The sequence below is a fragment of the Bartonella sp. HY406 genome (assembly GCF_025449315.1).
In the GTDB taxonomy this organism is placed as follows: domain Bacteria; phylum Pseudomonadota; class Alphaproteobacteria; order Rhizobiales; family Rhizobiaceae; genus HY038.
In genome coordinates, this window is the sequence record NZ_CP104893.1 from 2312203 (window position 1) to 2335322 (window position 23120).

The 23120-nt window shown below is 41.5% G+C and carries 16 protein-coding genes and 1 tRNA gene; 5 read left to right on the forward strand and 12 right to left on the reverse strand.

Annotated features, from left to right (window positions below; translation table 11 throughout):
* The first annotated feature begins 389 nt into the window (after positions 1 to 389).
* From N6B01_RS09875 to N6B01_RS09885, 3 genes are all read left to right on the forward strand, one after another.
* The gene (locus N6B01_RS09875) at positions 390 to 1724 is read left to right on the forward strand and encodes an APC family permease (RefSeq protein WP_262078545.1); all 1335 of its coding nucleotides are present in this window, start codon (positions 390 to 392) and stop codon (positions 1722 to 1724) included.
* A 234-nt stretch (positions 1725 to 1958) separates the two neighbouring features.
* Positions 1959 to 3326: an aminotransferase class III-fold pyridoxal phosphate-dependent enzyme gene (locus N6B01_RS09880; RefSeq protein ID WP_262078546.1), complete on the forward strand. Its 1368-nt coding sequence runs from the start codon at positions 1959 to 1961 to the stop codon at positions 3324 to 3326.
* Positions 3327 to 3553: 227 nt separating this feature from the next.
* Complete coding sequence (locus N6B01_RS09885) at positions 3554 to 4984, forward strand: amidase (protein ID WP_262078547.1); 1431 nt, start codon at positions 3554 to 3556, stop codon at positions 4982 to 4984.
* 75 nt (positions 4985 to 5059) lie between these two features.
* On the opposite strand, the gene N6B01_RS09890 is transcribed toward N6B01_RS09885, so the two are convergent.
* The 10 genes from N6B01_RS09890 to N6B01_RS09935 all read right to left on the reverse strand — a co-directional run bounded on the left by N6B01_RS09890 (position 5060) and on the right by N6B01_RS09935 (position 18664).
* Complete coding sequence (locus tag N6B01_RS09890; RefSeq protein WP_262078548.1) at positions 5060 to 6658, reverse strand: ABC transporter substrate-binding protein; 1599 nt, start codon at positions 6656 to 6658, stop codon at positions 5060 to 5062.
* A gap of 100 nt (positions 6659 to 6758) precedes the next feature.
* On the reverse strand, positions 6759 to 8366 hold the full coding sequence (locus tag N6B01_RS09895) for an ABC transporter substrate-binding protein (RefSeq protein ID WP_262078549.1): 1608 nt from the start codon (positions 8364 to 8366) through the stop codon (positions 6759 to 6761).
* Positions 8367 to 8395: 29 nt separating this feature from the next.
* Entirely contained in the window at positions 8396 to 10798 is a 2403-nt protein-coding gene (locus tag N6B01_RS09900; RefSeq protein WP_262078551.1) for a penicillin acylase family protein, read from the reverse strand.
* A gap of 39 nt (positions 10799 to 10837) precedes the next feature.
* On the reverse strand, positions 10838 to 11971 hold the full coding sequence (locus tag N6B01_RS09905) for a M20/M25/M40 family metallo-hydrolase (RefSeq protein ID WP_262078552.1): 1134 nt from the start codon (positions 11969 to 11971) through the stop codon (positions 10838 to 10840).
* A gap of 75 nt (positions 11972 to 12046) precedes the next feature.
* Positions 12047 to 13210, reverse strand: a complete 1164-nt coding sequence (locus tag N6B01_RS09910) for a M20 aminoacylase family protein (RefSeq protein WP_262078553.1) — start codon at positions 13208 to 13210, stop codon at positions 12047 to 12049.
* A gap of 10 nt (positions 13211 to 13220) precedes the next feature.
* On the reverse strand, positions 13221 to 14888 hold the full coding sequence (locus tag N6B01_RS09915) for an ABC transporter ATP-binding protein (RefSeq protein WP_262078554.1): 1668 nt from the start codon (positions 14886 to 14888) through the stop codon (positions 13221 to 13223).
* 3 nt (positions 14889 to 14891) lie between these two features.
* Positions 14892 to 15773, reverse strand: a complete 882-nt coding sequence (locus tag N6B01_RS09920) for an ABC transporter permease (RefSeq protein ID WP_410007208.1) — start codon at positions 15771 to 15773, stop codon at positions 14892 to 14894.
* The gene (locus tag N6B01_RS09925; protein ID WP_182417609.1) at positions 15773 to 16714 is read right to left on the reverse strand and encodes an ABC transporter permease; all 942 of its coding nucleotides are present in this window, start codon (positions 16712 to 16714) and stop codon (positions 15773 to 15775) included. The genes N6B01_RS09920 and N6B01_RS09925 overlap by 1 nt, the downstream gene beginning before the upstream one ends.
* A 48-nt stretch (positions 16715 to 16762) precedes the next feature.
* Entirely contained in the window at positions 16763 to 18277 is a 1515-nt protein-coding gene (locus N6B01_RS09930) for a M81 family metallopeptidase (protein WP_262078555.1), read from the reverse strand.
* 310 nt (positions 18278 to 18587) lie between these two features.
* Positions 18588 to 18664: transfer RNA gene (locus N6B01_RS09935), tRNA-Met, on the reverse strand.
* Between the two features lie 170 nt (positions 18665 to 18834).
* On the opposite strand from N6B01_RS09935, the gene N6B01_RS09940 reads away from it, so the two are divergent.
* Positions 18835 to 19815 carry a Gfo/Idh/MocA family protein gene (locus N6B01_RS09940; RefSeq protein WP_182417611.1) on the forward strand — a complete coding sequence of 327 codons (981 nt, stop codon included), beginning with the start codon at positions 18835 to 18837 and terminating at the stop codon, positions 19813 to 19815.
* A 163-nt stretch (positions 19816 to 19978) separates the two neighbouring features.
* A complete protein-coding gene (locus tag N6B01_RS09945; RefSeq protein ID WP_262078556.1) occupies positions 19979 to 21097 on the forward strand; it encodes a DegT/DnrJ/EryC1/StrS family aminotransferase in 1119 nt (372 codons plus the stop codon).
* A 111-nt stretch (positions 21098 to 21208) separates the two neighbouring features.
* On the opposite strand, the gene N6B01_RS09950 is transcribed toward N6B01_RS09945, so the two are convergent.
* On the reverse strand, positions 21209 to 22390 hold the full coding sequence (locus N6B01_RS09950) for an AAA family ATPase (protein WP_262078557.1): 1182 nt from the start codon (positions 22388 to 22390) through the stop codon (positions 21209 to 21211).
* Positions 22391 to 22407: 17 nt separating this feature from the next.
* Entirely contained in the window at positions 22408 to 22866 is a 459-nt protein-coding gene (locus N6B01_RS09955) for a hypothetical protein (RefSeq protein ID WP_262078558.1), read from the reverse strand.
* Between the last annotated feature and the right edge of the window lie 254 nt (positions 22867 to 23120).

Genomic DNA, 23120 nt, shown 5'->3' on the forward strand with positions numbered 1-23120 from the left:
AATGAGCAAATATATTCTATAGACGGCTTGATAAAAATATGGAATGAATGGAATTATAAATAAATATAAGGGAACATGGGTGTTTTATAATCACCTTGAGTTTTTGAAGATATATCGCATTGTTGTTTTATGACATCCTATAATTTATGCACGTACTAAAAATGCAAAAATATAGGATATAATCATTGCATTGGTAATGAAGTGCATAGGCTATTTTGCTATAAACACCTAGTGTCAATATGCTCGCTACATTATCAATTCAAGCATAGCCATCTAACGGGTTGATAATAATATTTAAAAAAATTTAAATACCCTTTTGATGGTTGCAATCATGCAACTTCAAACAGCTTTTGATTTATAAATACATCTATGGATAATGGGGTATCCAAATGAATGATATTAGTAAATCATCTCTTCATCGTGTGCTAGGTGTGCCGTCCTTGGTTTTATTCGGCCTTGCTTATATGGTGCCGCTTACAATTTTTACCACCTATGGGGTTGTTACAACTATAACAAAAGGTCACCTGCCTGTTGCTTATATTGTAACACTATTTGCCATGTTTTTTACGGCGTTAAGCTATGGTAGCATGGTAAATAAACAACCAACCGCAGGGTCAGCCTATAGTTATGCAAGTAAGGCATTTGGTTCTTCGGTAGGCTTTATGGTCGGTTGGACATTGCTGCTAGACTATATATTTCTACCACTCATCAATTTTTTACTTATCGGAATATTTCTCCATGAATATTTTCCGGCAATTTCTGCTCATATATGGATTATTGCATCTATTGCGTTAGCAACAATTTTTAATATTTTAGGCATTAAACTTGTAGCAAAAATGAACTTTATCATTGTTGGTGCTCAAGCTATTTTTCTCATTGTATTTTTTGCACTTACCTTTGCAATGGTGTTAAAAGGCGATGCCCCTTCTATCATTAGCCCCTTTATAGGTGATGATTTAAAATTAAATTCAATTGTTGCTGGCGCCGCGATTCTTTGCCTGTCCTTTTTGGGTTTTGACGCTATTTCAACCCTATCAGAAGAAGCCCATAATCCGCGACGCAGCGTGCCAATAGCGATCATTTTTTGCACACTTATTGCTGGATTACTGTTTATTATCACCGCATGGGCAGGGCATTTGGTTTTTCCAAACTGGCAAGATTTCAAAAATGAAGATACCGCCGCAACCGATGTTATGGCAAGATTGGGTGGCCATTTTTTGGTTACTTTTTTTACTGCAGCCTATATTGCAGGTGCCTTCGCATCGGCGATGGCATCACAGGTAAGCGTCGTTCGCATCCTTTATTCAATGGGGCGAGACAACATGCTGCCCAATCGGATATTTGGTGTTATTAGCAAAAAATTTGGAACCCCAATCGGCGCAACGCTTGTGGTAAGCTTAGTGTCATTATTGGCATTGGTAATGAGTGTAACATTTGCCGTTAACATGATTAGCTTTGGCGCATTAGCGGCATTTTCGTTTGTTAATCTATCGGTTATAAAAGTCTTATTTATCGATCAAAAGCAGAATAAGGGCAGCAAACTCATTATTTATGGTGTTTTACCATTCATCGGCTTTTTATTTACACTTTGGCTTTGGACATCGCTTTCTTCTATCACTTTTATAATTGGTATGATTTGGTTTGCGATAGGATTTATCTATTTACTGTACCTAACCCGCTTTTTCAAAATAAAACCTAAAGAATTTAACATGGAAGATGAGTGAATATGCTGGGACCAATTGACACAATAAATAAATCTGCCACATTGTCTTTGATAGCATCTTGGTTTTCCATGCTAACATTGCAGCATTTACATCAGAAGCTGAAACAACTTTTGCAGGAAATGCGCTAAAATATAAATTTAAAAGCACGTTACTGCTAAAGCAATAAATAGATGTGCTCTAACATGCTCGACATAAATGGTTATGTCTTTGTTTTTAACTATGGAGGAGAGTTTTATGAACTCGCATAATGATATGAAGAATACTGTTGACCCATTATTATATCCATTTACTGATCCTGAAAATTTAAAAAAATTTCCACCCATTGTTATTACCGGTGGCAAAGGTGTCTATGTCACCGATAATCACGGAAAAAGCTACATTGACGGGCAAGCTGGCCTTTGGAATGTTAATGTCGGCCATGGACGCGAGGAAATAAAAGAAGCAATTCGCCAACAATTGGATAAGTTAAGCTATTATTCGCTTTTTGCCGGTTCAAGCAATCAACCATCTTTGGATCTATCTAATCGCCTTGTTGAGATGACAGCACAAGAAGATATGGGTGCCTGTTTTTTCTCATCTGGTGGCTCGGAAGCAAATGAAGCCGCATTTAAATTGGTGCGCCAATATTGGCGCTTAAAGGGCGAGCCAAAGCGCACCCATATTATATCGCTTAAAAATGCCTATCATGGTGTTACACTTGGCGCACTTTCGGCTATTGGCAGCCGATATTATCGCGAAAATTTTGAACCACTCTTATCTTGGTTTAGTCAAGTTGAAACGCCCCATCTTTATCGCAATCCCTTTGGCATCAAAAACCACGAAGAATTAGGCACACTTTGCCTTGATTTAATGGAGCGTGAGATCCTTTATAAGGGGCCTGCCAATGTGGCGGCAATCATTGCCGAACCGGTACAAGGTGCAGGTGGTATTATTGTTCCACCTAAAAACTACTGGCCAGGCTTGCGCCAACTATGTGATAAATACGGTATTTTACTAATATCGGACGAAGTTGTCACTGGTTTTGGGCGTTTGGGTTCGATGCTAGGCTGCCGTCATTGGGGCGTGCGTCCAGATATTATGTCTTTTGCAAAAGGCATTAATAGCGGTTATGTTCCACTTGGTGTTACAATGATGAGCCGTGAAATTGCCCATACATTTGAAACAATCGACACACCCAATCCTTCAATTCATGGTTTTGTCCATGGTAACACCTATTCTGGCCATCCTTTGGCTTGCGCTTCAGCCCTTGCCAACTTAAAAATTATCGAAGATGAAAATCTTACTCAAAAAGCTGGCGATGTTGGACAATATTTTATCGACCGATTAAAAGACCTACAAACCAGACATGAAAATATTGGCGATGTCCGAGGGTGTGGCTTGATGATTGGCGTTGAAATGGTCGCGGATCGCGAGCATAAAACACCTTTCCAACCATCTGATTATTTTGGCGCAAGAATTGCCGATTATTGCCGCGATCATGGTGTTTTGATTAGAAATCTTGCTGATACCTTCATTATATCACCACCCTTTATCCTAGAAAAAGAGCATGTTGATATTATGGTCGATACATTTGATGCCGGCATTAAAAGTGTAGCCAAGTAAAGGCTGCTCATTATAATCGTTGAGGTCGCATAGAATTATCAAATTCAGTGCGGCCTTACTTTTTAGATGATGGCTTTAAAAAAAAGAAAATCTTAGCAAAATTATCCAGTATTTTCGCGATTAACAACAACAACCAAAACGATCGCAGGCTAAATTTTTATAAAATAAATCATCAAAAGCAATAACATAATTTTTATGATAGCCTTGCTTATGTCGGAGGAGAACCCATGCAAATTACCCAATTATCAGCAGAAAGCCTATCTGCACTTATTCATCGGCGCGAAATTTCATGCCGCGAGGTTATGGAAGCCTATCTTAACCGCATAGATGCACTCAATCCCTTAATAAACGCTATCATATTGCGGCGTGATAGAGAGATAGTCTTAAAAGAAGCTGATAGTGCCGATGCTGCTCTAAAAGCTGGTATATCTTATGGTTGGATGCATGGCTTTCCGCAAGCAATAAAAGATCTATCGCAAGTGGCGGGTTTAAAAACAACACGTGGCTCGCTTGCTTATCAAGATAATGTTGCAACCATAGATGACACTCATGTCGCCAGAATTAGATCAGCCGGTGCAATTATTATTGGTAAAACCAATACGCCTGAATTTGGGTTAGGATCACACACCTATAATACGTTGCATGGCCGCACCCGCAACCCCTATAATCTTGATAAAAGTGCGGGTGGTTCAAGCGGTGGTGCCGCCGCAGCCTTAGCTGCCCATATGCTACCAGTTGCAGATGGGTCTGACATGATGGGATCACTGCGCAATCCAGCAGGCTTTTGTAATATTGTTGGCTTTCGTCCAAGTTTTGGCCGTGTGCCAAGTGGCCCGCAAATATCTTATAATAATATGCTATCGGCTTATGGGCCAATGGGACGCAACGTTAATGATACGGCACGTTTGCTCGCCATACAATCAGGCTTTTCAGCCAATGATCCTAATTCTCTTGCGAATGAAGATCTTAGTCTGACGGATCAATATAATGCGAATAAAACATTGGTTGGATTTTTAGGCGACATGAATGGTCATCTTGCAATGGAAAATGGCATGATGGATATTTTACAATCTTCCCTTACTGTCATGACAAAAATGGGCTGCGACGTTGAAGCTGTTGATATGCATTTTGATCTTGAAAACCTATGGACAGGCTGGATAAATTTGCGCAGTTGGTCAGTAGCAACCGCTAATGCCGCGCTTTATGAAAATGAAGAAAAACGAAAACTGCTCAAGCCGGAAGCAATTTGGGAAATTGAACGCGGGCTCAAAATGAGCGGTAGCACAGTTGCCAATGCAATTAATACCCGCAATCAATGGCTAACTTATTTACTATCCCTATTCGAGCGTTACCACTATTTGGTATTGCCAACCGCGCAGGTTTTTCCATTTGATGTAAATATAAATTGGCCCGCTAAAATTGCAGAGCGTGATATGGATACTTATCACCGTTGGATGGAAGTGGTTATTCCAACAAGCATGGCAGGTTTACCAGCAATTTCGCTACCTGCCGGCTTCTCGGCGGATGGGCTACCTGCAGGTGTCCAAATTATTGGCTGCCCACGAGGTGACCGTGAGCTAATGCAATTTGCTAAAGCATTCGAGACCGCTAGAGGCCCCATTGACAGACCTCTTGACCAAAGGTTAGGCGCATTATAGCGTTTAAGACTTAAAAATTGAGCATTTTCAAAAAATTTATTACATTGAAAATGCTCAACTATTTTTGATAAATAATTATTGTTCTTTCTTCATATTCCAGAAAACTGGTGAAGCGGTCGGCAGCATATCTTTAATATTTGTATGGCGTGCCTGTGGAATTTGGAATTCACCCAGTGGCACATAAAGCACAAAATCAATCACATGCTGCTGAATTTTTTTTGCAACTTCCTTGCGCTCATCATCATTATCTGCTGCGATAAATTCTTGCTTTAACGCCTCTATTTTTTCATCAACCGGCCAACCAAACCAAGCCTTATCTCCACGTCCATTCAACATTTGCGAATTTAGCGGTGTGGATACTTCAGGTATGATCCATGTGGTAAAGAACATATTCCAACCACCATCCTTGGGGGCTGCCATTGACGCTCTGCGACCAACAAGCGTTTGCCAATCCATAGGTTGCAAATCAACATTAAAACCAGCCGCACGTAATTGCTGAGCTGCAACAATCGGTTGCGGCGCTAAAGTTGCAACATCAGTTGGCTGCATAATAACAATTGGCGTACCATCATAACCTGCCTCGGTTAGCAAAGCCTTTGCTTTATCAACATCACCCTTATGGGTTAATGATTGCGTACCGCTTTCATCAGCTAATAATGTACCACAACCAAAGATCGCACCACAAACCTGATAATAGTCTGGCGAAGCCATAAGATTGGCAAGACTTGGTTCTTGTGACAGTGCATATAAGGCTGCTTGGCGAATTTTTTGGTTATCAAAAGGCGGATATTTAAAATTCATGCGGGCAATTGATTGCGATCCAAGCTTATCGCGCTTTTCAACAACAATATGATCATCGCCTTCAATAAGCGGAATAAGATCGACTGAGATTTCTTCAAGGTAGTCAATTTCATCATTAGCAAGGGCATTTATCGCGGTTTGGCTATCTGGCATGCTGATCCATTGCACCTTGTCCACATAGACAACTTTACCCCCTGCCATGCCGTCGGCCGGCTCATCACGCGGAATGTAATCGGTGAATTTTTCATAAGTTACACCAATACCCGGCTTAAAATCGGCAACAACCATTTTAAATGGACCTGAGCCTACAAATTCTTTTATCGCTTGATCGGGCGGCGTATTTGCCACAGCTTCTGGCATGATAAAGGCAGGAACTGCTGACTCTTTTGACAAAACATCAAGTAAAGGGCGAAAAGGCTTCTTTAATGTCCAGACAATTGTTTTGTCATCCACGGCTTCTAATTTTTCTGTTGCATCAAAGAGTAATTGCCCACCACTATCACGCGCGCCCCAACGCTTTAATGAAGCTACAACGTCCTTACCAGTAACGGGCGAACCATCATGGAATTTTAAACCATCACGCAAAGTAAAACTATAGGTTTTGCCATCTTCTGACACAGTCCAATCCGCCATTTGCGGGCGTGGATTTGAATGGGAATCTTGCGCTATCAAAACATCATAGATCATATAACCATGATTACGCGTAATATGCGCAGTTGTTAGAATTGGATCAGTAACACGCAAGTCCGAATGCATAACCGCCTTTATAATAGTTTCGGCAAAAGCGGTTGTTGACGCTAAGGACATAGATAAAGCGATAAAGCCAATCTTCAGGACAGAGCGTATTTTAAAGAGATTTTTCTTATATAACATGTTCACCTCTATTTTATTGTTTTAAATTACTGATGGTAAAGGTTAGAGATGTTTTAGCCTTGATGAAAAACATCTCTAACCGATTGTTTACTATTGATAGCTAATCGGATTTTTTAATATTCCAAAAAACTGGTATCGAAGTGGGTAACATATCGGTGACGTTTTTATGTCGCCCTTGCGGCATTTGATATTCACCCAAAGGTATATAGATAACAAAATCCAAAACATGTTTTTGAATCTTTTCCGCAACTATTTTACGTTCATCATCATTATTGGCAGCGATAAATTCTTGCTTAAGCTGTTCAAGAGCGTCATCTACAGGCCATCCAAACCACCCCTTGTCACCACGACCATTAAGCATAGGCGAGATTAAAGGGCTGGAAATTTCAGGTACACCCCAATTGGTAAAGAATAAATTCCAACCACCATCTTTAGGTGCGACCATCGATGCACGGCGGCCAACGAGCGTTTGCCAATCCATCGGTTGCAAATCCACATTAAAGCCAACGGCTCGCAATTGCTGGGCGGCAACAATAGGCTGTGCCAAAAGGCTAGCCGTATCGGTGGGCTGCATAATTACAACTGGTGTTCCATCATAGCCAGCTTCTTTTAAAAGCGCTTTGGCCTTTTCAATATCACCATTATGAGTAAGGGTCGAAGCACCATCTTCAGAGGCAAGTAAAGTACCACACCCAAAAATAGCACCGCAAACCTTATAATATTCCGGTGATGCCATAAGATTAGCAAGTATAGGCTCTTGGGACAGTGCATATAAAGCAGCTTGGCGAATTTTTTGGTTGTCAAAGGGCGGATATTTAAAATTCATACGTCCCATAGTTTGAAAACCATATTTATCACGCTTTTCGACAATGATGTCTTCATCACCCTCAATCAATGGAATAAGATCAACCGTCACCTGCTCGAGATAATCAACTTCACCATTAGCAAGCGCATTGATTGATGTTTGGCGGTCTGGCATGCTGATCCATTGCACCTTATCCACATAGACTACTTTGCCCCCTGCTAAGCCATCTGGTGGCTCATCACGCGGGATGTAATCGGCAAATTTTTCATAAGTAACACCAAGCCCTGGTTTGAACTCGGATACAACCATTTTAAAAGGACCAGAGCCAATAAATTCACTGATCGCTTGATCTGCTGGCGTATTGGCTATTCGTTCAGGCATGATAAAGGCTGGCACGCTCGATTCCTTAGACAAAACAGATAATAATGGATTAAATGGCTTTTTTAATTTCCATAAAATTGTTTTGTCATCAGGGGCGGTAAATTCTTCCGTTGCATCAAGCAATAATTGCCCCCCGCTATCACGCACGCCCCAGCGCTTTAAAGACGCAATAACGTCTTTACTGGTGACAGGTGAACCATCGTGAAATTGTAAACCATCGCGCAAGGTGAATTGGTAAGTTTTACCATCTTCTGAAATGGTCCAATCTGCCATTTGCGGACGTGGCTGCAAATTAGAATCTTGCGCAATCAAAACATCATAGATCATATAACCATGATTGCGCGTGATATGAGCGGTTGTTAAAATAGGATCGGTTATCCGTAGGTCCGAATGCATCACCGCTTTAATCACTGTTTCGGCAAAAGCAGTTGTTGACGTGAATGACATTGGCACCGACATTGATAACGCCATAAGCCCCATTTTAACGATAGAGCCAATTTTTTTGCTATTTTTGTAAAACATGTCCACCTCTTGGCTTTTTGATTGATAATTTACTTGGGCTTGAATAAATACTGAACCTTTGCTGCCTTTTTTATAGCTTCACTTGAATATAGTAATTGTCGATATTGGCCGCTTTGCCAATCATCTTTTAAATCTTGATAATGCTCATTATCAGGATTGCCAGATTGACCAGGGGTATTGATAAAAAGGCTATTATCCCATTGCCCGACATCAATAATCATGCGCACAGAAGGGCCGGTTGTAACCTGATAATTTTGCACATTATATGCCGCCATATTGGGCGATGTTGCGGAGCCGCCAAGCTCGATATCTGCTATCGACCAATCATCATCAACAAAGTGCTGTAAAGGATGTTGCAACCGTAATTGATGTAGCTCGCCCCATTGCCACGCCTTATAATCTGCTCCAAGCCTGTTTGTTGCTTCCTCAAAGGCAGTTTTTAGCGTCTCATCAAGCACAAGCACTAGATAATGAATGTTATTTTTGGCAATTTTTGCAAGCTCTAATCGCAAGGATGCAGTGTCAAAAGGCATAGCAAGATTGATCAAACTTTGATCTGCACCCTTCGCCTTAGTAAGATATGCCCCAAGATGATTATTAAACCAAATTTCAAATAATGCCGCAGCATTTGATGATTTACTCAAATCACCATTCCACTGGCAAAGAATATCAAATGCCAAACGGCTTTCTCGCTTGGTTAACTGCTCAACCTTAATAGACTGAATGAGGCTTTGAACGGTTGTTACTGTGTAAGAAAGGGTTGAGTTTTGCAACTTAGCGCAATCATCCAAACCTATTTTGTCTTTTTCTTCTAAAAATTGATGAATGACTTTAGATCGACTAACATCTAACCATTCAAATCCGATTGCTGAATGATTTTTTAGCCATGTCTCATTAATATTCATAGCATTTGCCGTAGCTAAAAAGCCCGATGGCGGATTTTGTCTCATAGGCGTTGTTGATGGATCAGCATAGCCGCTCCACTCAAACATACCATTGCCTGATATCGGCAAAAGCCCTGCCCAATTATGCCTTATGGGAAATGCTCCTGCTGGTTTCCAAATAATATTGTCATTACAATCAGCATAAATATGATTGACGCTTGGCGTACCCCATTTTTTTAGACCATTAAGATAGTCATCTGGTGTTTTTGCATTCATAACAGCAAGGCTTGCCATATAAGGCGCCATACCGGCATCAAGCCAAACGGTTTTAATGGCATAGACTTTTTTATGCTCGCTATTTTGGAAGATTACCGGCCCATGCTTTGTAAATTGCAAAAATAGTTTTTGTGCAGGGTAATTTTTAACCTCGATCGTTTCTTCAATATTAATGAGGGCTTCTTCTTGCCCCTGATATATATAATGCGTAGATTTTGATGGAGCCATATCATAACAATAAATATCTTCTTGATCGGCATAAAATATCGTTAAGGCAAAAGACGCAAAACCATTATGCCCCATGCTAATACCAGGGACACAAGGCTCTCCTGCACCAATAATATCAAGCTGTGGCATGGTAAGATGAACAACATAGCGAACTGAGGGTAAATTATGGGTTCGGTGTGGATCAAGGGCAAGAATAGGCCGCCTTATTGCCGATTTTTTACTGGCAATTGCCCAATTATTTGATCCCTCAAGACTAGAGCCTGTACCAATCACTTCACTATCAGCCTGATTACCCGTGAGCTTAATCCCCTTATCACCGCCAATTTTCCCTGCTGATGTTATATGCCCCCAATCATCGGCTTCGTCCAATCTGGCATTCATACGCTTTCTGTCAAAGCTTACTGGTGCTAAAGCTAGAAAAAAATCATTCAGAATGTGGTTATTAGCAAAATCGTCTAAATAGACGTCACTATCTTCATTTGAAATAGAAATAGCCGGCTCAAGATTTTGCCTTAACATATCGACATATTCACCTATTTCTATATCTGTTGCGAGAGATAAAATCTTGGCGCGCAAAGTTTCTGACGATGCGTTGCGGGTAAGTGAATGGCTGCGAATACGCACAACATCTTCTGCTTGCCAAAAATCTGGAAATGTATCAAAGACCAAAAATTCTGGTGGCAATTTAAATGATCCAGCTTTAATGCCGTTAATATAGCTATTGATCCCCTTTACAAAAGCTTGGCATATTTCATGTGCGTGATCCCCATAACAGGCAAATTCTTCTGCCATATTGCCACGATAAAGGAAAAGGCGTGCGGCGCGATCCTGTTTTAAATATCCTGCGCCAAAATCACGTGCAAGCAAGCCTAACCCGCGTTTGCGCCATAAATCGATCTGCCATAAGCGATCACGGGCGGCATTCCAACCTTGTAGAAAGAATAAATCATCACGATTTTGAGCATTAATATGGGCAACCCCACTATCATCTACGGTGATTGAAGCGTCGGCATGAATGTCTTGAAGTTCTATCGGTGTAATCAATGAGGATACCCCTAATCAACAAAGAAATGAATGCTAAAATTATTCAAGTCGTGTAAATAATCCTGCCATTAGTTTTGCCCGCTCAAGCAAGGACGAAACAAATATATGCTCATTTAAAGTGTGCAGCCCGGCTCCCAGAACACCAACCCCGCATAGACTAGCTATCCGCAAAGCGCCGGTAAAATTGGCGTCAGATCCACCACCTTGGCTGCTTGAACTCATGGGAAAACCAATTTGCGCCGCTATATCCTTTGCAACATTATAAAGTGCCATTGTTTCTGGAAGCTCTGGCGACCAGACTGGCCGTGTAACGCCGCATTTCACCTCAAATTTAACGCCATTGAAATCACCTGTTAAAGCACGCATCTTGGCGTTACCCGCATCAAGATCCTCTTGGGTTTTTGCCATGCTCAAAACTTCGGCGTCACAGGTAGATGACACGCAATTAACCCATTGCCCGCCACGAATGACACCAACACTAAAAGTGCAATCTTCGCTGGTCATGGCTTCAATTTCACCAATTTTTTCAGCCATTAAGGCGATGGCCGAGCGTCCCTCTTTAAGCCGCCAACCAGCATGAGAGGGAACACCGCTTGTTCTAATATTATAACGTGCAATGGCATAGCGGCCGGTCGTTGCACCTTGATTTTCTTGCGCAGGTTCAGGGCACAAAACATATTTATTACGCAATGCCTCTTGTTCAATCAGCGTGCGTGTTGATGGAGTTCCCACTTCCTCATCGGGCGTAAATAAAAACGTAACTGGCAATGATGTTTCTAGGCCGTGTTGGCGAAGCATTCGCATTGCTTCAAGTGCAACAAAATTGCCGCCCTTCATATCCTGAATACCCGGTCCATATAATTTGCCATCCTGCAACCGAAATGGGTTTTGTTGTAATGTACCAATTGGATGAACTGTATCAAAGTGTCCAGAAACTAAAATTCCCGGTTGCCCAGCATTTTTATGTGGGAATGTAGCCCGTATGGAATCACCAAAGCCCATTCTCCCAGGAATTCGTTCAATCATCGCACCGGCAAGCACAAGGTCATAAGAAACCAAGTCCATCATTCTATTAACTGCCGCCGCATCATAGGTTGGACTTTCACATTTAACCCATGTGCCAAGTCGCTCTATCATGTCACTTTCATCAAATGGTAGATCAAGAAAACCCATTATATCTTCTCCCAAAATACTTATGCTTTTATCTATCGCTCACATTTGCCCATTCTGCGTCTATGCATGGCTTGTTTAAGCTAACCGCATTTCAATAAGGCGTGCATAAATCGATGCACCAATCGGCAGCAAATCTGGATCAAATATAAAACCCGGATTATGAACCGCTTGCGGACCAGGGTGATTAATATTGATGTAAGCACCCGGCACTTGGCGCAGCATGAAAGAAAAATCTTCACTGCCCATCATGGGCGGCGCATCTATATTGATATTTTCCATTCCTAAAATTTCGGCTGTAGCTGCTATATAAACGTTAGTGCAGCCTGCATCATTGAACAGAACATCGAAAATTTCTTTAAACTCAATTGTGATTTTTATATCATGCGCCAAGGCCAATCCTTGGCAAATTGCCGTCATGCGTGTCTGCATCAAATCACGTATTTCAAGATCAAAAAACCTTAAAGTACCGCCAATTTCTGCAGTTTCAGGAATAATATTATAGGCGCTCCCTGTATGGAATTTGGTACATGACAATACCGCCGTGCTGGTTGCAACAATATTACGCGAAACAATCGACTGTAATTGTTGCACCAAAGCGCTACCGATAAAAAGTGCATCCTTAGAGTCTTGTGGTTGCGCGCCATGACTACCCTTACCATGGATGACAATATCAAAAAAACTTGCGCCAGCCATAGCATTCCCTTTACGGATTGCTGCTGTCCCAAGCTTTGCCTGCGGTTTATTATGCATGCCATAAATTTCATCACAAGGAAAACGCTGAAATAGATCATCAGCAAGCATTGCCTTTGCACCGCCCAATCCTTCTTCTGCTGGTTGAAAAATAAAAACCGCAGTTCCTTTAAAATCTCGGCTCTGAGCCAAATATTGCGCCGCGCCTAGCAACATGGTGGTGTGGCCATCATGGCCGCAAGCATGCATTTTATTGGCAACTTTAGAGCTATAAGCAAGTTCACTTTGCTCTTCAATTGGCAAAGCATCCATATCAGCTCGAAGACCAATGGTGCGATTGCCATTAATTTTACCATGTAAAATACCAACGACCCCAGTTTTACCAACATTGGTATGAACTTCATCAAAGGCAAATTCTTGCAGTTTTTTGGCTACGATTGCCGCGGTACGGGTCTCCTCGAAGCCAATTTCGGGATGCTGATGCAAATCTTCAAATAATGCCCGCATTTCTTGTTCATGTTCAGAAATAAAAGGAATAATATTCGCCATAATAACCCCCTTAAGATGCAGAAAGCGTGATTGGTTGCCGGCGTTGGAAATCCCAAAACCGGCTTGGCGCAGCATCAATTAACGATTTCGTATAGTCATGCTGGGGCGTGCCTAAAACATCAACAGCGCGCCCTTGTTCAACCACATGCCCCTTTTGCATTACAATGACATCATCACAAATTTGGGCTGCGACACGCAAATCATGGGTGATAAAGATAATTGTAATGCCTGTTTCTTTTTGCAAATCATCTAAAAGTTGTAAAACTTGCGCCTGCACAGAAACATCAAGAGCCGAAACAGCCTCATCGGCAACCAAAATATCAGGTTTAAGGGCGACAGCACGCGCAATCGCTATGCGTTGACGCTGACCACCTGAAAACTGATGCGGATAACGATTTAAACAATCTTCGGGCAGCGACACAATATTTAACAAGCGTTGCGCTTCACTTATGGCCTGATCACGGCTAACCCCATAATTAAGCGGTCCTTCAATCAAGCTACGTTGAATTGTCCAACGCGGATTTAACGAGCGAAACGGATCTTGAAAAACCACTTGTAACTTTTTGCGATAAGGTTTCATTTGGTGACCAGATAGGCCCGCGATATCATCCTTGCCTAAATATATGCTTCCCTCTGTTGGCTTTATAAGCCGCATGATTGAGCGTGCGACCGTTGTTTTTCCCGATCCAGATTCGCCAACAATGCCCAATGTTCGCCCCGGCGAAATCGAAAAATTGACATTAGTCGCCGCTTTGACAATATTTTTTTTAACAAAAAAGCCCTTGGAAAAATATTCCATGCCCAAATCTACAACATTTATAACCGAAGATTCATCGCTATTTGGGCGCGGTTGGCGTGGAATAAGACTTGGCACAGAATTTAAAAGCTCTTTACAATAATCAGTCTGCGGATTTGTAAAGATATCTTCAACACTGCCCTGCTCAACAATAGAACCTGTACGCATAACACAAACGCGATCAGAAATTTCTGCAACAACGCCCATATCATGAGTGATAAACAAAACCGCTGTGCCATGGCTTTTTTGCATTTCATCAATAAGTGATAGGATCTGCTTTTGGGTTGTCACATCAAGCGCTGTGGTTGGTTCATCGGCAATAAGAAGCGCCGGCTCCATAATCAGAGCCATTGCAATCATAATACGTTGGCGTTGTCCACCCGACAATTGATGGGGATAAGAATTAAAAATACGTTGTACATCAGGTAAGTGGACTTGTTCCAACATATGAATAACGCGCTTGCGCTTTTCATCCTTTGGTAGTTTTGTATGTAAATCAAGAACCTCCATAACTTGATCGCCAACTCGCATCACCGGATTAAGCGCCGTCATTGGCTCTTGAAAAATCATCGATAATTTGGTGGCACGCAGCTCACGCATTTGTATCGCAGATAAATCAAGAAGCGCCCGACCTTGCAAGTTGATCGAACCCGATTTAACTGATAATGCGCCTTTGGGTAAAAGCCCCATTGTTGCAAGCGAGGTTACCGATTTGCCGGAGCCGGATTCGCCCACAAGACAAACGGTTTCCCCTTTGCGAATTTCAAAAGAAACCTGTTTTAACACGGGTGGCAAATGGTCAAGATGATCAAGCTGGACGACAAGATCTTTTACCTTGAAAACGACATCTTGGTCTGAAAAGTCACGTTTTTTAAAAAACAATTTCTAACTCTCCCGTTTTTTCTGTCTAGGGTCAAGGTTGTCACGAGCAGTATCACCCAAAAGGTTGATACTAAGAACGCAAAGAGCGAGCATAAGACCAGGCCAAAGAATTAAAGAGGGTTTAATACGAAAGAACACCCGTCCTTCAGCCATAACATTACCCCATGTTGGAATCTCGGTGCTAATACCTGCACCTAAAAATGATAAAATTGCTTCCAAAAGAATGGCTGATGCCAAGACATAAGTGCCCTGCACAATAATAGGTGGGATAGTATTGGGTAACAAATGCTGGAAAAGTATCTTTGATGTGCTACTTCCCAAAGTCGTTGCCGCCTCAATATAAGGTTCTTCACGCGCTGTTAATACGACAGATCGCACAAGTCTTACCACACGCGGCACTTCTGGAACGGTGATTGCGATAATAACCGATGCAATTGATGGACCGTTTAAAGCAACCAATGCAATGGCAATCAATATTGACGGCATGGCCATTAATGCATCCATGGCGCGCATAATAAAGCCATCCGCTACCCGAAAAAAGCCGGCAAGAAGCCCAAAAACAATGCCAACAGCCACCGAGAATAATGCCGCAAAAATTCCGATAACCAGTGAAATACGCCCACCTAAAATCATGCGTGAAAATAAGTCGCGGCCATAATTATCAGTACCAAGAAAATGTTCCTTACTTGGCGGCTGTAATCTTGCCATTGCATTAATCTGCAATGGATCATGGGTTGCAATATAGGGTGCAGCTAGTGTGATTATTATAATAATCAACAAAATAACAAGCGCGATAATTGGTCCAAAGCCTAGACGCATCCAGTTTGGAAACGAAATGATACGCAATAGCCAAAGATTTTTTGAAGGAGTTGAAGGTACATTCATCAGTAACGTATCCTTGGATCAAAAATTACATAAGAAATATCGATTAACAAGTTGATGAAAATATAAACACCACTCGTCAACAAGATCATCGCCTGAATAATTGGATAATCGCGTGCCAAAACAGCATCTACCGTCAACCGCCCAATCCCAGGAATGTTAAAGATGCTTTCAGTCACGACAACGCCCGAAATCAATAAAGCAAAGCCGGTGCCAACAATCGTTGCAATGGGTACGGCAGCATTGCGAAGAGCATGAACAAATAAAATGCGGCTTTCCCCCACGCCTTTAGCGCGAGCTGTGCGAATAAAATCCTCGTTCAAAATATCAAGCATGGCTGCGCGCGTCATTCGGGCAATCAAAGCAATATAAATGGTTGCCAAAGTGACGGCCGGCAAAAATGCTTTTTGTAAAAATGGTAAAAGCCCTTGCGAAATTGGCGTGAAGCCCTGCACAGGAAACCATTTCAATTGAACTGCAAATATTAAAATCAAGACATAACCAACTAGGAACACCGGCACTGAAAAGCCCAAAACGGAAAAGCTCATCGTAAAATGGTCAATCCATGAGCGGTGTTTCCAAGCAGCAAGAACACCCATTGGAATTGCAATAAGCACCGAAAGTATAATGGTAAAAATCGCGATTGAAATAGTAGCAGAAAGCCGATCAGCAATCATATCACTAACTGGGACGCCTGAGATAAGCGAATTTCCTAAATTACCGCGCAAAAGATCCATTGACCAATGATAAAATTGGACAATCAATGGCTCGTTAAGCCCCATGGCAGTACGGATTTTATCCAGTTGCTCTGGCGTTGCCGCATCACCTGCAATAATTGCAGCAGGATCTCCCGGGGTTAGTCGCAATAATAAAAATACAAAAATAGCCACCAAGAATAAAACCGGAATAATGGAAACTATACGTTTAAGGGTGTATTTAAGCATTAAGAACACCTTTAGAAAGAATAATAATCAAGTGGTTAGGACATATGCCTAAACATTGGATAATTGCGAAAACATGAGTCCATCGGGCTCAACTCTTAAGTCTGCCCGTAGTTTCTTCCAAGGAAGCGATGCCGGTGATAGCGGCATACTGCCTGGCGCAGTAGCAACGATAATGTCCTGCGCTATTTGGGTAAAATCAGCCCTAAAATGCACCGAACTTTTCACCACTAAAATATCTTGTTCTTCTGGGATAATTCCAGCCATTTGAAAAAATGCCCGATCCGCCATTTGCGCCGCATGGGTTGTAACAACAATACGTACATCATCAATGCGCAGGCAAACTGCTGGCCCAAGATCCATCTCAGTGCCACCGAAATAAGCTCCTGTTGCCTTCACCTTGGCGTCAAACAGCCGCTCAATAGTAAAATCTGCCTCAAAAGGTTGATCGCCTCGGATGCCAGATTTTCCACCAAGTTTACAATGGAAGCGATCGCCTTCGTGTAATTGATGGGCACTGGCTACCGCTTGCGCATCCACAATAAGACCAATAGCAGCTTTGGTGGCACCACAATTAACCAAGGCGGCAATCATGCCCGTGGTATCAGAGGAACCACCTGCACCTGGATTATCTTGAGTATCAGCAATTATGATCGGAAGATCCGACGTTAAAGCAAGCGACATTGCCTCATTCACCGCGTCGCTGGGTAACCAAGCTTTGCCTTTAAATGCGCTTTCGCGATCATTTAATTCTTCAAGTAAGCTGTCAGCATGCGCTTCAATAGTGTTTATATCATCCCCATAAACAAAAATAGTAGCGCCACATTCATCAAAATCAGCCGCAGGAAACCCCATGAAAAGTGAAATTGACGAAATATGTGGACTATCTTCGGCTTTTTCTACGAGCTTATAAAGACTGGCCGCAGGTTCTAGGCTTGTACATTGCCAAGCAATTGGCGTTAAAAAATCAGCGCGTCGCATTGCTTTATGCCAGTTTTCTTGGCTTTGCATAAGATGATCAAGAACTTTAGCAGCGCGATAACCTGTCTCTTTCATATCAATATGGGGGTAAGTTCGAAAGCCAATAAGTGCATCAGCTAATGCAAACATTCTTTTGGTAATATTGCCATGAAGATCAAGCGCGCATACGACGGGAATGTCGTATCCAACAACTTTACGTAATCGCTCAAGCAACTCACCCTCGCCATCATCCACGTGCTCGGCCATCATTGCGCCGTGAAGATCCAAAAAAATGCCATCAATAGCATCAAGAGAAGCTATGCGATCAATAATTTCAGATGTTAAGCTTTCATAAGCCTCATAGGTAAGTGGAGCTGATGGAATTGCTCCCGCCCAAAGTGTTGGTAATAAAGTCCAATTTTTCTGGATCCCATATTGTAAACCACCTGAAATCGCGAGATTAACATTTGCAGCATTGGTTAAAATCTCGTCCCCACGAGATAATGGAATATAACCGCCACCTTGCACAAAATCGTCTAAATCAGCTGAATAAGGCGCAAAAGAATTGGACTCGTGCAGAAACCCTGCATAAGCAATTTTTTTCACAACTTGTTCCCTTTATCCTTATTGGATATATCTTTTATACGCTCAGCCTATAGGGAAATGGAAAGTTGTCAATTGCCTTTTTAAAATTTCAATATAATTTTAAGTAAGCCATATTGAGGATATAAAATTAGTACCGTCAGATTTTAATCTTTAATAAGTTTGATAATTTTTTGCAAAAAATAATTAAATATTACAAATTATGAAATTTTCCTAATGATAGGAATCAGCAGCAGCAAAAATTTTCAATAAATATTGAATATAAATTGGGAACTTAATCAAAAATAAGGGCTACCATTATTTTTAAAAATAATGGTAGCGGAGGAGGGATTCGAACCCCCGACACAAGGATTATGATTCCTCTGCTCTAACCTACTGAGCTACTCCGCCAAATCAACAAATAATCAATTCTGCAAATCAATATTGTTGCCGATTTCGCTGTCGGTGGCGTGGATATAAAGGGCTAAAATTAATCTGTCAAGCATTGTTTATCGCTTTATCTCTTGTCATATGACGATAAGGCGGATATTGAAACAATATTATTAAAGGAATGGATTGAAATGTCGCCACGCGTAGCAGTTTTAGGATGCGGTTATTGGGGGAGTAACCATATTCGCACTTTAAAAGGCCTTGGAGCATTGGCCGCGGTTTCTGACGCTAATACCGACCGCGCCGAGGGCTTTGCAGCTGAACATGATGTCGAGGCAATTGCTATTGATGATTTGTTCACTCGTCCAGATATTGATGCAATTGTCATGGCTTTGCCACCCCAGTTTCATGCTCAAAATGCGATTCGCGCTGTAGAAAACGGCAAAGATGTTCTTGTGGAAAAGCCAATCGCCCTCAATGTTGAAGATGCTGAACGAGAAGTTAGAATTGCTGAAGAAAATAAACGCATTTTTATGGTTGGCCATGTTTTGCGCTTTCACCCAGCTTTTGAAAAACTCATGGAGCTCGTCAATTCTGGTGAATTGGGTGAGATAAAATATATTCATAGCCACCGTATGGGGCTTGGTAAATTCCATACTGAAAGCGATGCATTATGGGATCTTGCCCCCCACGATCTTTCAATGATTCTTGCTTTAACTGGCTGCGAACCATCAGAAATTCGCGGCGAAGGTGCGGCGATTATTGACCAATTATCTGATTTTGCCCATGTCCATATGGTATTTCCCAATGGTTTACGCAGCCATTTGGTAGCATCGCGCCTTAATCCCTATCGTGAGCGGCGTTTAACTGTCGTCGGCACGAAAGCTATGGCGGTGTTTGATGATGTTGAGCCATGGGAGCGTAAACTTGGTATTTATCGCTTTGCGGTTTGGCAGGATAATGGCCAATGGGCATTTACTGCCAATGAGCCTGAATATCTTGCCGTAAACGAAGGCATGCCTTTGACACGCGAATTGCAGCATTTCTTACATTGTATAGAAACGCGTAGCGAGCCGCGCACCAATGGCCATGAGGCGATTGCGGTCTTGAAAATTCTAACCGCTGGCAGTGTTAATCATAGTGGTGCAAGAACTATGCGTGACTTGCTTTAAAGCGTTATTGGCTTATTATAAGTCATGCGTTCAACAGCTGTTACAGTTGTTATCAATCTTGTGAACGCTTACCTGTAGCCATTCACAAAAATCAGGATTAAAACAGATTATGTTTTGATTCGGTGGTTATAGACCATCATTTTTAAGAAGCGGAGCCGCCCTTATGCAATTTATAGATCTTGGCGCCCAGCGCGCGCGCATTGAAGATAAAATCAACGCTGCAGTTTTAAAAGTTATTGCTGATGGGCGTTATATTTTAGGGCCGGAAGTAGCGCAGTTTGAAAAAGAACTTGCAGATTATATTGGTGTAAAGCATGTCATTGCCTGCGCCAATGGCACAGATGCTTTAGTTATGCCATTAATGGCGAAAGGAATTGGTCCAGGGGACGCAGTTTTTTGCCCAAGCTTTACCTTTGCGGCAACGGCTGAAGTCATTGCCCTTGTAGGTGCTGAGCCTGTATTTATCGATGTTTTACCCGATACTTATAATATCGACACAAAGCAACTTAAAGAAGCAATCCAAATGATTAAAAAGGAAGGTCGCCTTACGCCAAAGGCGATTATTCCAGTTGATATATTTGGTCTTCCAGCTGATTATAAGGCAATTAATGCCATTGCTGGCGAAGAGGGTTTATTTGTCATTGAAGATGCCGCGCAATCAATCGGCGGTAAAAGCGATAATACTATGTGTGGTGCTTATGGTGATGTTGCATCGACTAGCTTCTACCCAGCCAAACCTTTAGGTTGCTATGGTGATGGCGGCGCTATGTTTACTGATAGTGACGAACTAGCCGATATTTTACGCTCAATCCTTTTCCACGGTAAAGGCGAAACCCAATATGACAATGTTCGCATTGGTTTAAATTCACGTCTTGATACTATCCAAGCTGCTATTTTGATTGAAAAATTAGCCATCTTTGAAGACGAAATGCAAAAGCGTGAAATTATTGGTAAACGTTACAATGATGGCTTAAAAGATGTTGTCAAAACACCTGTTATCCCTGCAAATACGCGTTCTGCCTATGCGCAATATACAATTGAAGCAGAAAACCGCGATGGTTTGCGCGCCCATTTGCAAGAAAAGGCCATTCCATCAGTAATTTACTATGTGAAGCCTTTACACCTGCAAACAGCCTATAAGGACTTTGCCCGCGCGCAAGACAGCTTGCCCGTATCTGAAGGTCTTGCAGAAAGAGTGTTAAGCCTTCCAATGCATCCTTATTTAAGCGAAAGCGACCAAGATAAGATAATAGAGGAAATCAGAGCTTTTTATAAAAAATAAATAAAATTTTTGATCCTCCCAATGACAAGCCCTTGATGTTTTAGCGCATCAAGGGCTTTAAATTATCTACCATATAAAAACGATAGCCGATTTATCTTGGAGCAGAACTTATTAATCCGGCCATTTCCAGCCAACGCGATTGATAAGATTGTTATCTTTAAACGTTGTTTCGCTAAATTCTTTATAAAGATTCAATATGGTGCCATGGCCTTGTTTTTCCAATAAATCAACCAATGGCTGTGCATGCGATACAACAATGAGCTGCATGTTTTTGGAAGCAGCACAGATAAGCTTAGCCAAGGCCGGCAATAAATCTGGGTGTAGACTTGTTTCAGGCTCATTTAAAACCATCAAGCTTGGTGGCCGTGGGGTTAATAAAGCGGCGAGCAACATAATATAGCGCATGGTTCCATCGGATAATTCCGCAGCTTTTAAAGGGCGTAATATTCCATTTTGACGCATTTGCAGACCAAACCAACCTTCATGGTGGGTAATATCAATTTCAGCCTCTGGAAAAGCAAGGTCGATCATCTCAGCCAACAAATTATAATCACCAATTTGCAGAATAGTTTGAAGGGCAGCGGCAACGTCGCTACCATCATTGGCCATAATAGGTGTATAAGTGCCAATTTGTGGCTTCCTTGACGGTGCATCGCTATCGGTACGCAGATGATCATAAAACCGCCATGTAAGCAGCGTTTCGCGTAGTTCTAACAATTGTGGTGAAGCCTGCGGATCGCCAGCAATAAGGCACATGCTCTCATAATCAGAAAGTTCCAAACGCGATGGAGTAAGTTCGCCCTCTAAGTCACGCAACGACAATAAAGCGCCCTTGCGCAAGGCATGAATGCTTGATTGGCGTAAAGCACCACTCCATAAGGTTTCCCGTTTAAAAAGTGGATCATATCGAAAGGGCCCCATGCTTTCTAAAGAGCTATTTAACGCCCCACTTGTAGGAAAACCAAGTTCCACTGCATAACTCATGTTACGGCTTGAAAATCCAAGCTTTAAACGCTTTTTTTGACTTGATACAGTACCTTGTATAGCGGCGCGCCCTGATCGCATATCTCTGGTAATTTTTTCAGGACCAGCCCAAAATACTGATTGAATTCCTCCTTCTTTTGCTAAATTACCAACAAGCTCACCATTTGCTGCTGAAGCCAAAAGGCGTAATGAGCGGTAAAGATTAGATTTGCCCACGCCATTAGCGCCGGTTATAATGGTAAGATTGTCTAGTGGCACAATGAGATCGCGTATTGAGCGATAGCCAAAAATTGCTAATGTATCAATCACTTATCGCCCTTCCGATACTAACCACCATAAATCTGCTTTTGAAAAGCAATATCCTTTTGATAATTTTTATGGAAACCATAAATATTTGCGCTATCGGCATTTTTTAAAATTAAAACATTATTATCCAACACAAAAAATTCACTATCAAAATCTTTTAAATGAAGAATAATTTTATGTGAGCCAATACTGCCTCCGTTTTCATCATATTGATCTTGAAAGACCGCATCGATAGGAACAACTATTTTAATGCAATTACATATATCTTCTTCAAAAAAGACATAATAGGTCTTATTTGTCCCTTCAAATCTTCCGATTAAATGTGCATTACGGGCAAAATCCACGCAATTATTCTCTTTAATAAATTTAAGTAGATCTTTATCGCAGTGCACAAAGGGATTATTATTACCATAATCAATAAAATCTAACGCAGACCACTTTAACATATTATTTATAATATTTGCAATATTTTCCTTCAAGACAACCAACCCCAATGATCTCAATACAACTCAATGTCGCTATTTTAAAAGCATTTTTCTATTTATTAAACTCTAAAATTCAGTCCCAAATAAACTTAATTTAGCTAAAATATACTTAGCATTTTTATGATTTTTAAACCTTACTACCGCACTCGCATAGCGTATTTTTAAAAATAAAATCATTAAAACTAGGGGTGTGGGTAAGTTTATGGTTAATTGGTTTATATACATCTTATTAATAAAATTGGTTTTAT

What these genes read in the sequence shown, in the direction of transcription:
- N6B01_RS09910 (WP_262078553.1), bottom strand. Translation starts at nt 13,210, where the DNA reads ATGGCGAATATTATTCCTTTTATTTCTGAACATGAACAAGAAATGCGG.
- N6B01_RS09875 (WP_262078545.1), top strand. Translation starts at nt 390, where the DNA reads ATGAATGATATTAGTAAATCATCTCTTCATCGTGTGCTAGGTGTGCCG.
- N6B01_RS09890 (WP_262078548.1), bottom strand. Translation starts at nt 6,658, where the DNA reads ATGTTATATAAGAAAAATCTCTTTAAAATACGCTCTGTCCTGAAGATT.
- N6B01_RS09895 (WP_262078549.1), bottom strand. Translation starts at nt 8,366, where the DNA reads ATGTTTTACAAAAATAGCAAAAAAATTGGCTCTATCGTTAAAATGGGG.
- N6B01_RS09945 (WP_262078556.1), top strand. Translation starts at nt 19,979, where the DNA reads ATGCAATTTATAGATCTTGGCGCCCAGCGCGCGCGCATTGAAGATAAA.
- N6B01_RS09880 (WP_262078546.1), top strand. Translation starts at nt 1,959, where the DNA reads ATGAACTCGCATAATGATATGAAGAATACTGTTGACCCATTATTATAT.
- N6B01_RS09905 (WP_262078552.1), bottom strand. Translation starts at nt 11,971, where the DNA reads ATGGGTTTTCTTGATCTACCATTTGATGAAAGTGACATGATAGAGCGA.
- N6B01_RS09920 (WP_410007208.1), bottom strand. Translation starts at nt 15,773, where the DNA reads ATGAATGTACCTTCAACTCCTTCAAAAAATCTTTGGCTATTGCGTATC.
- N6B01_RS09925 (WP_182417609.1), bottom strand. Translation starts at nt 16,714, where the DNA reads ATGCTTAAATACACCCTTAAACGTATAGTTTCCATTATTCCGGTTTTA.
- N6B01_RS09885 (WP_262078547.1), top strand. Translation starts at nt 3,554, where the DNA reads ATGCAAATTACCCAATTATCAGCAGAAAGCCTATCTGCACTTATTCAT.
- N6B01_RS09940 (WP_182417611.1), top strand. Translation starts at nt 18,835, where the DNA reads ATGTCGCCACGCGTAGCAGTTTTAGGATGCGGTTATTGGGGGAGTAAC.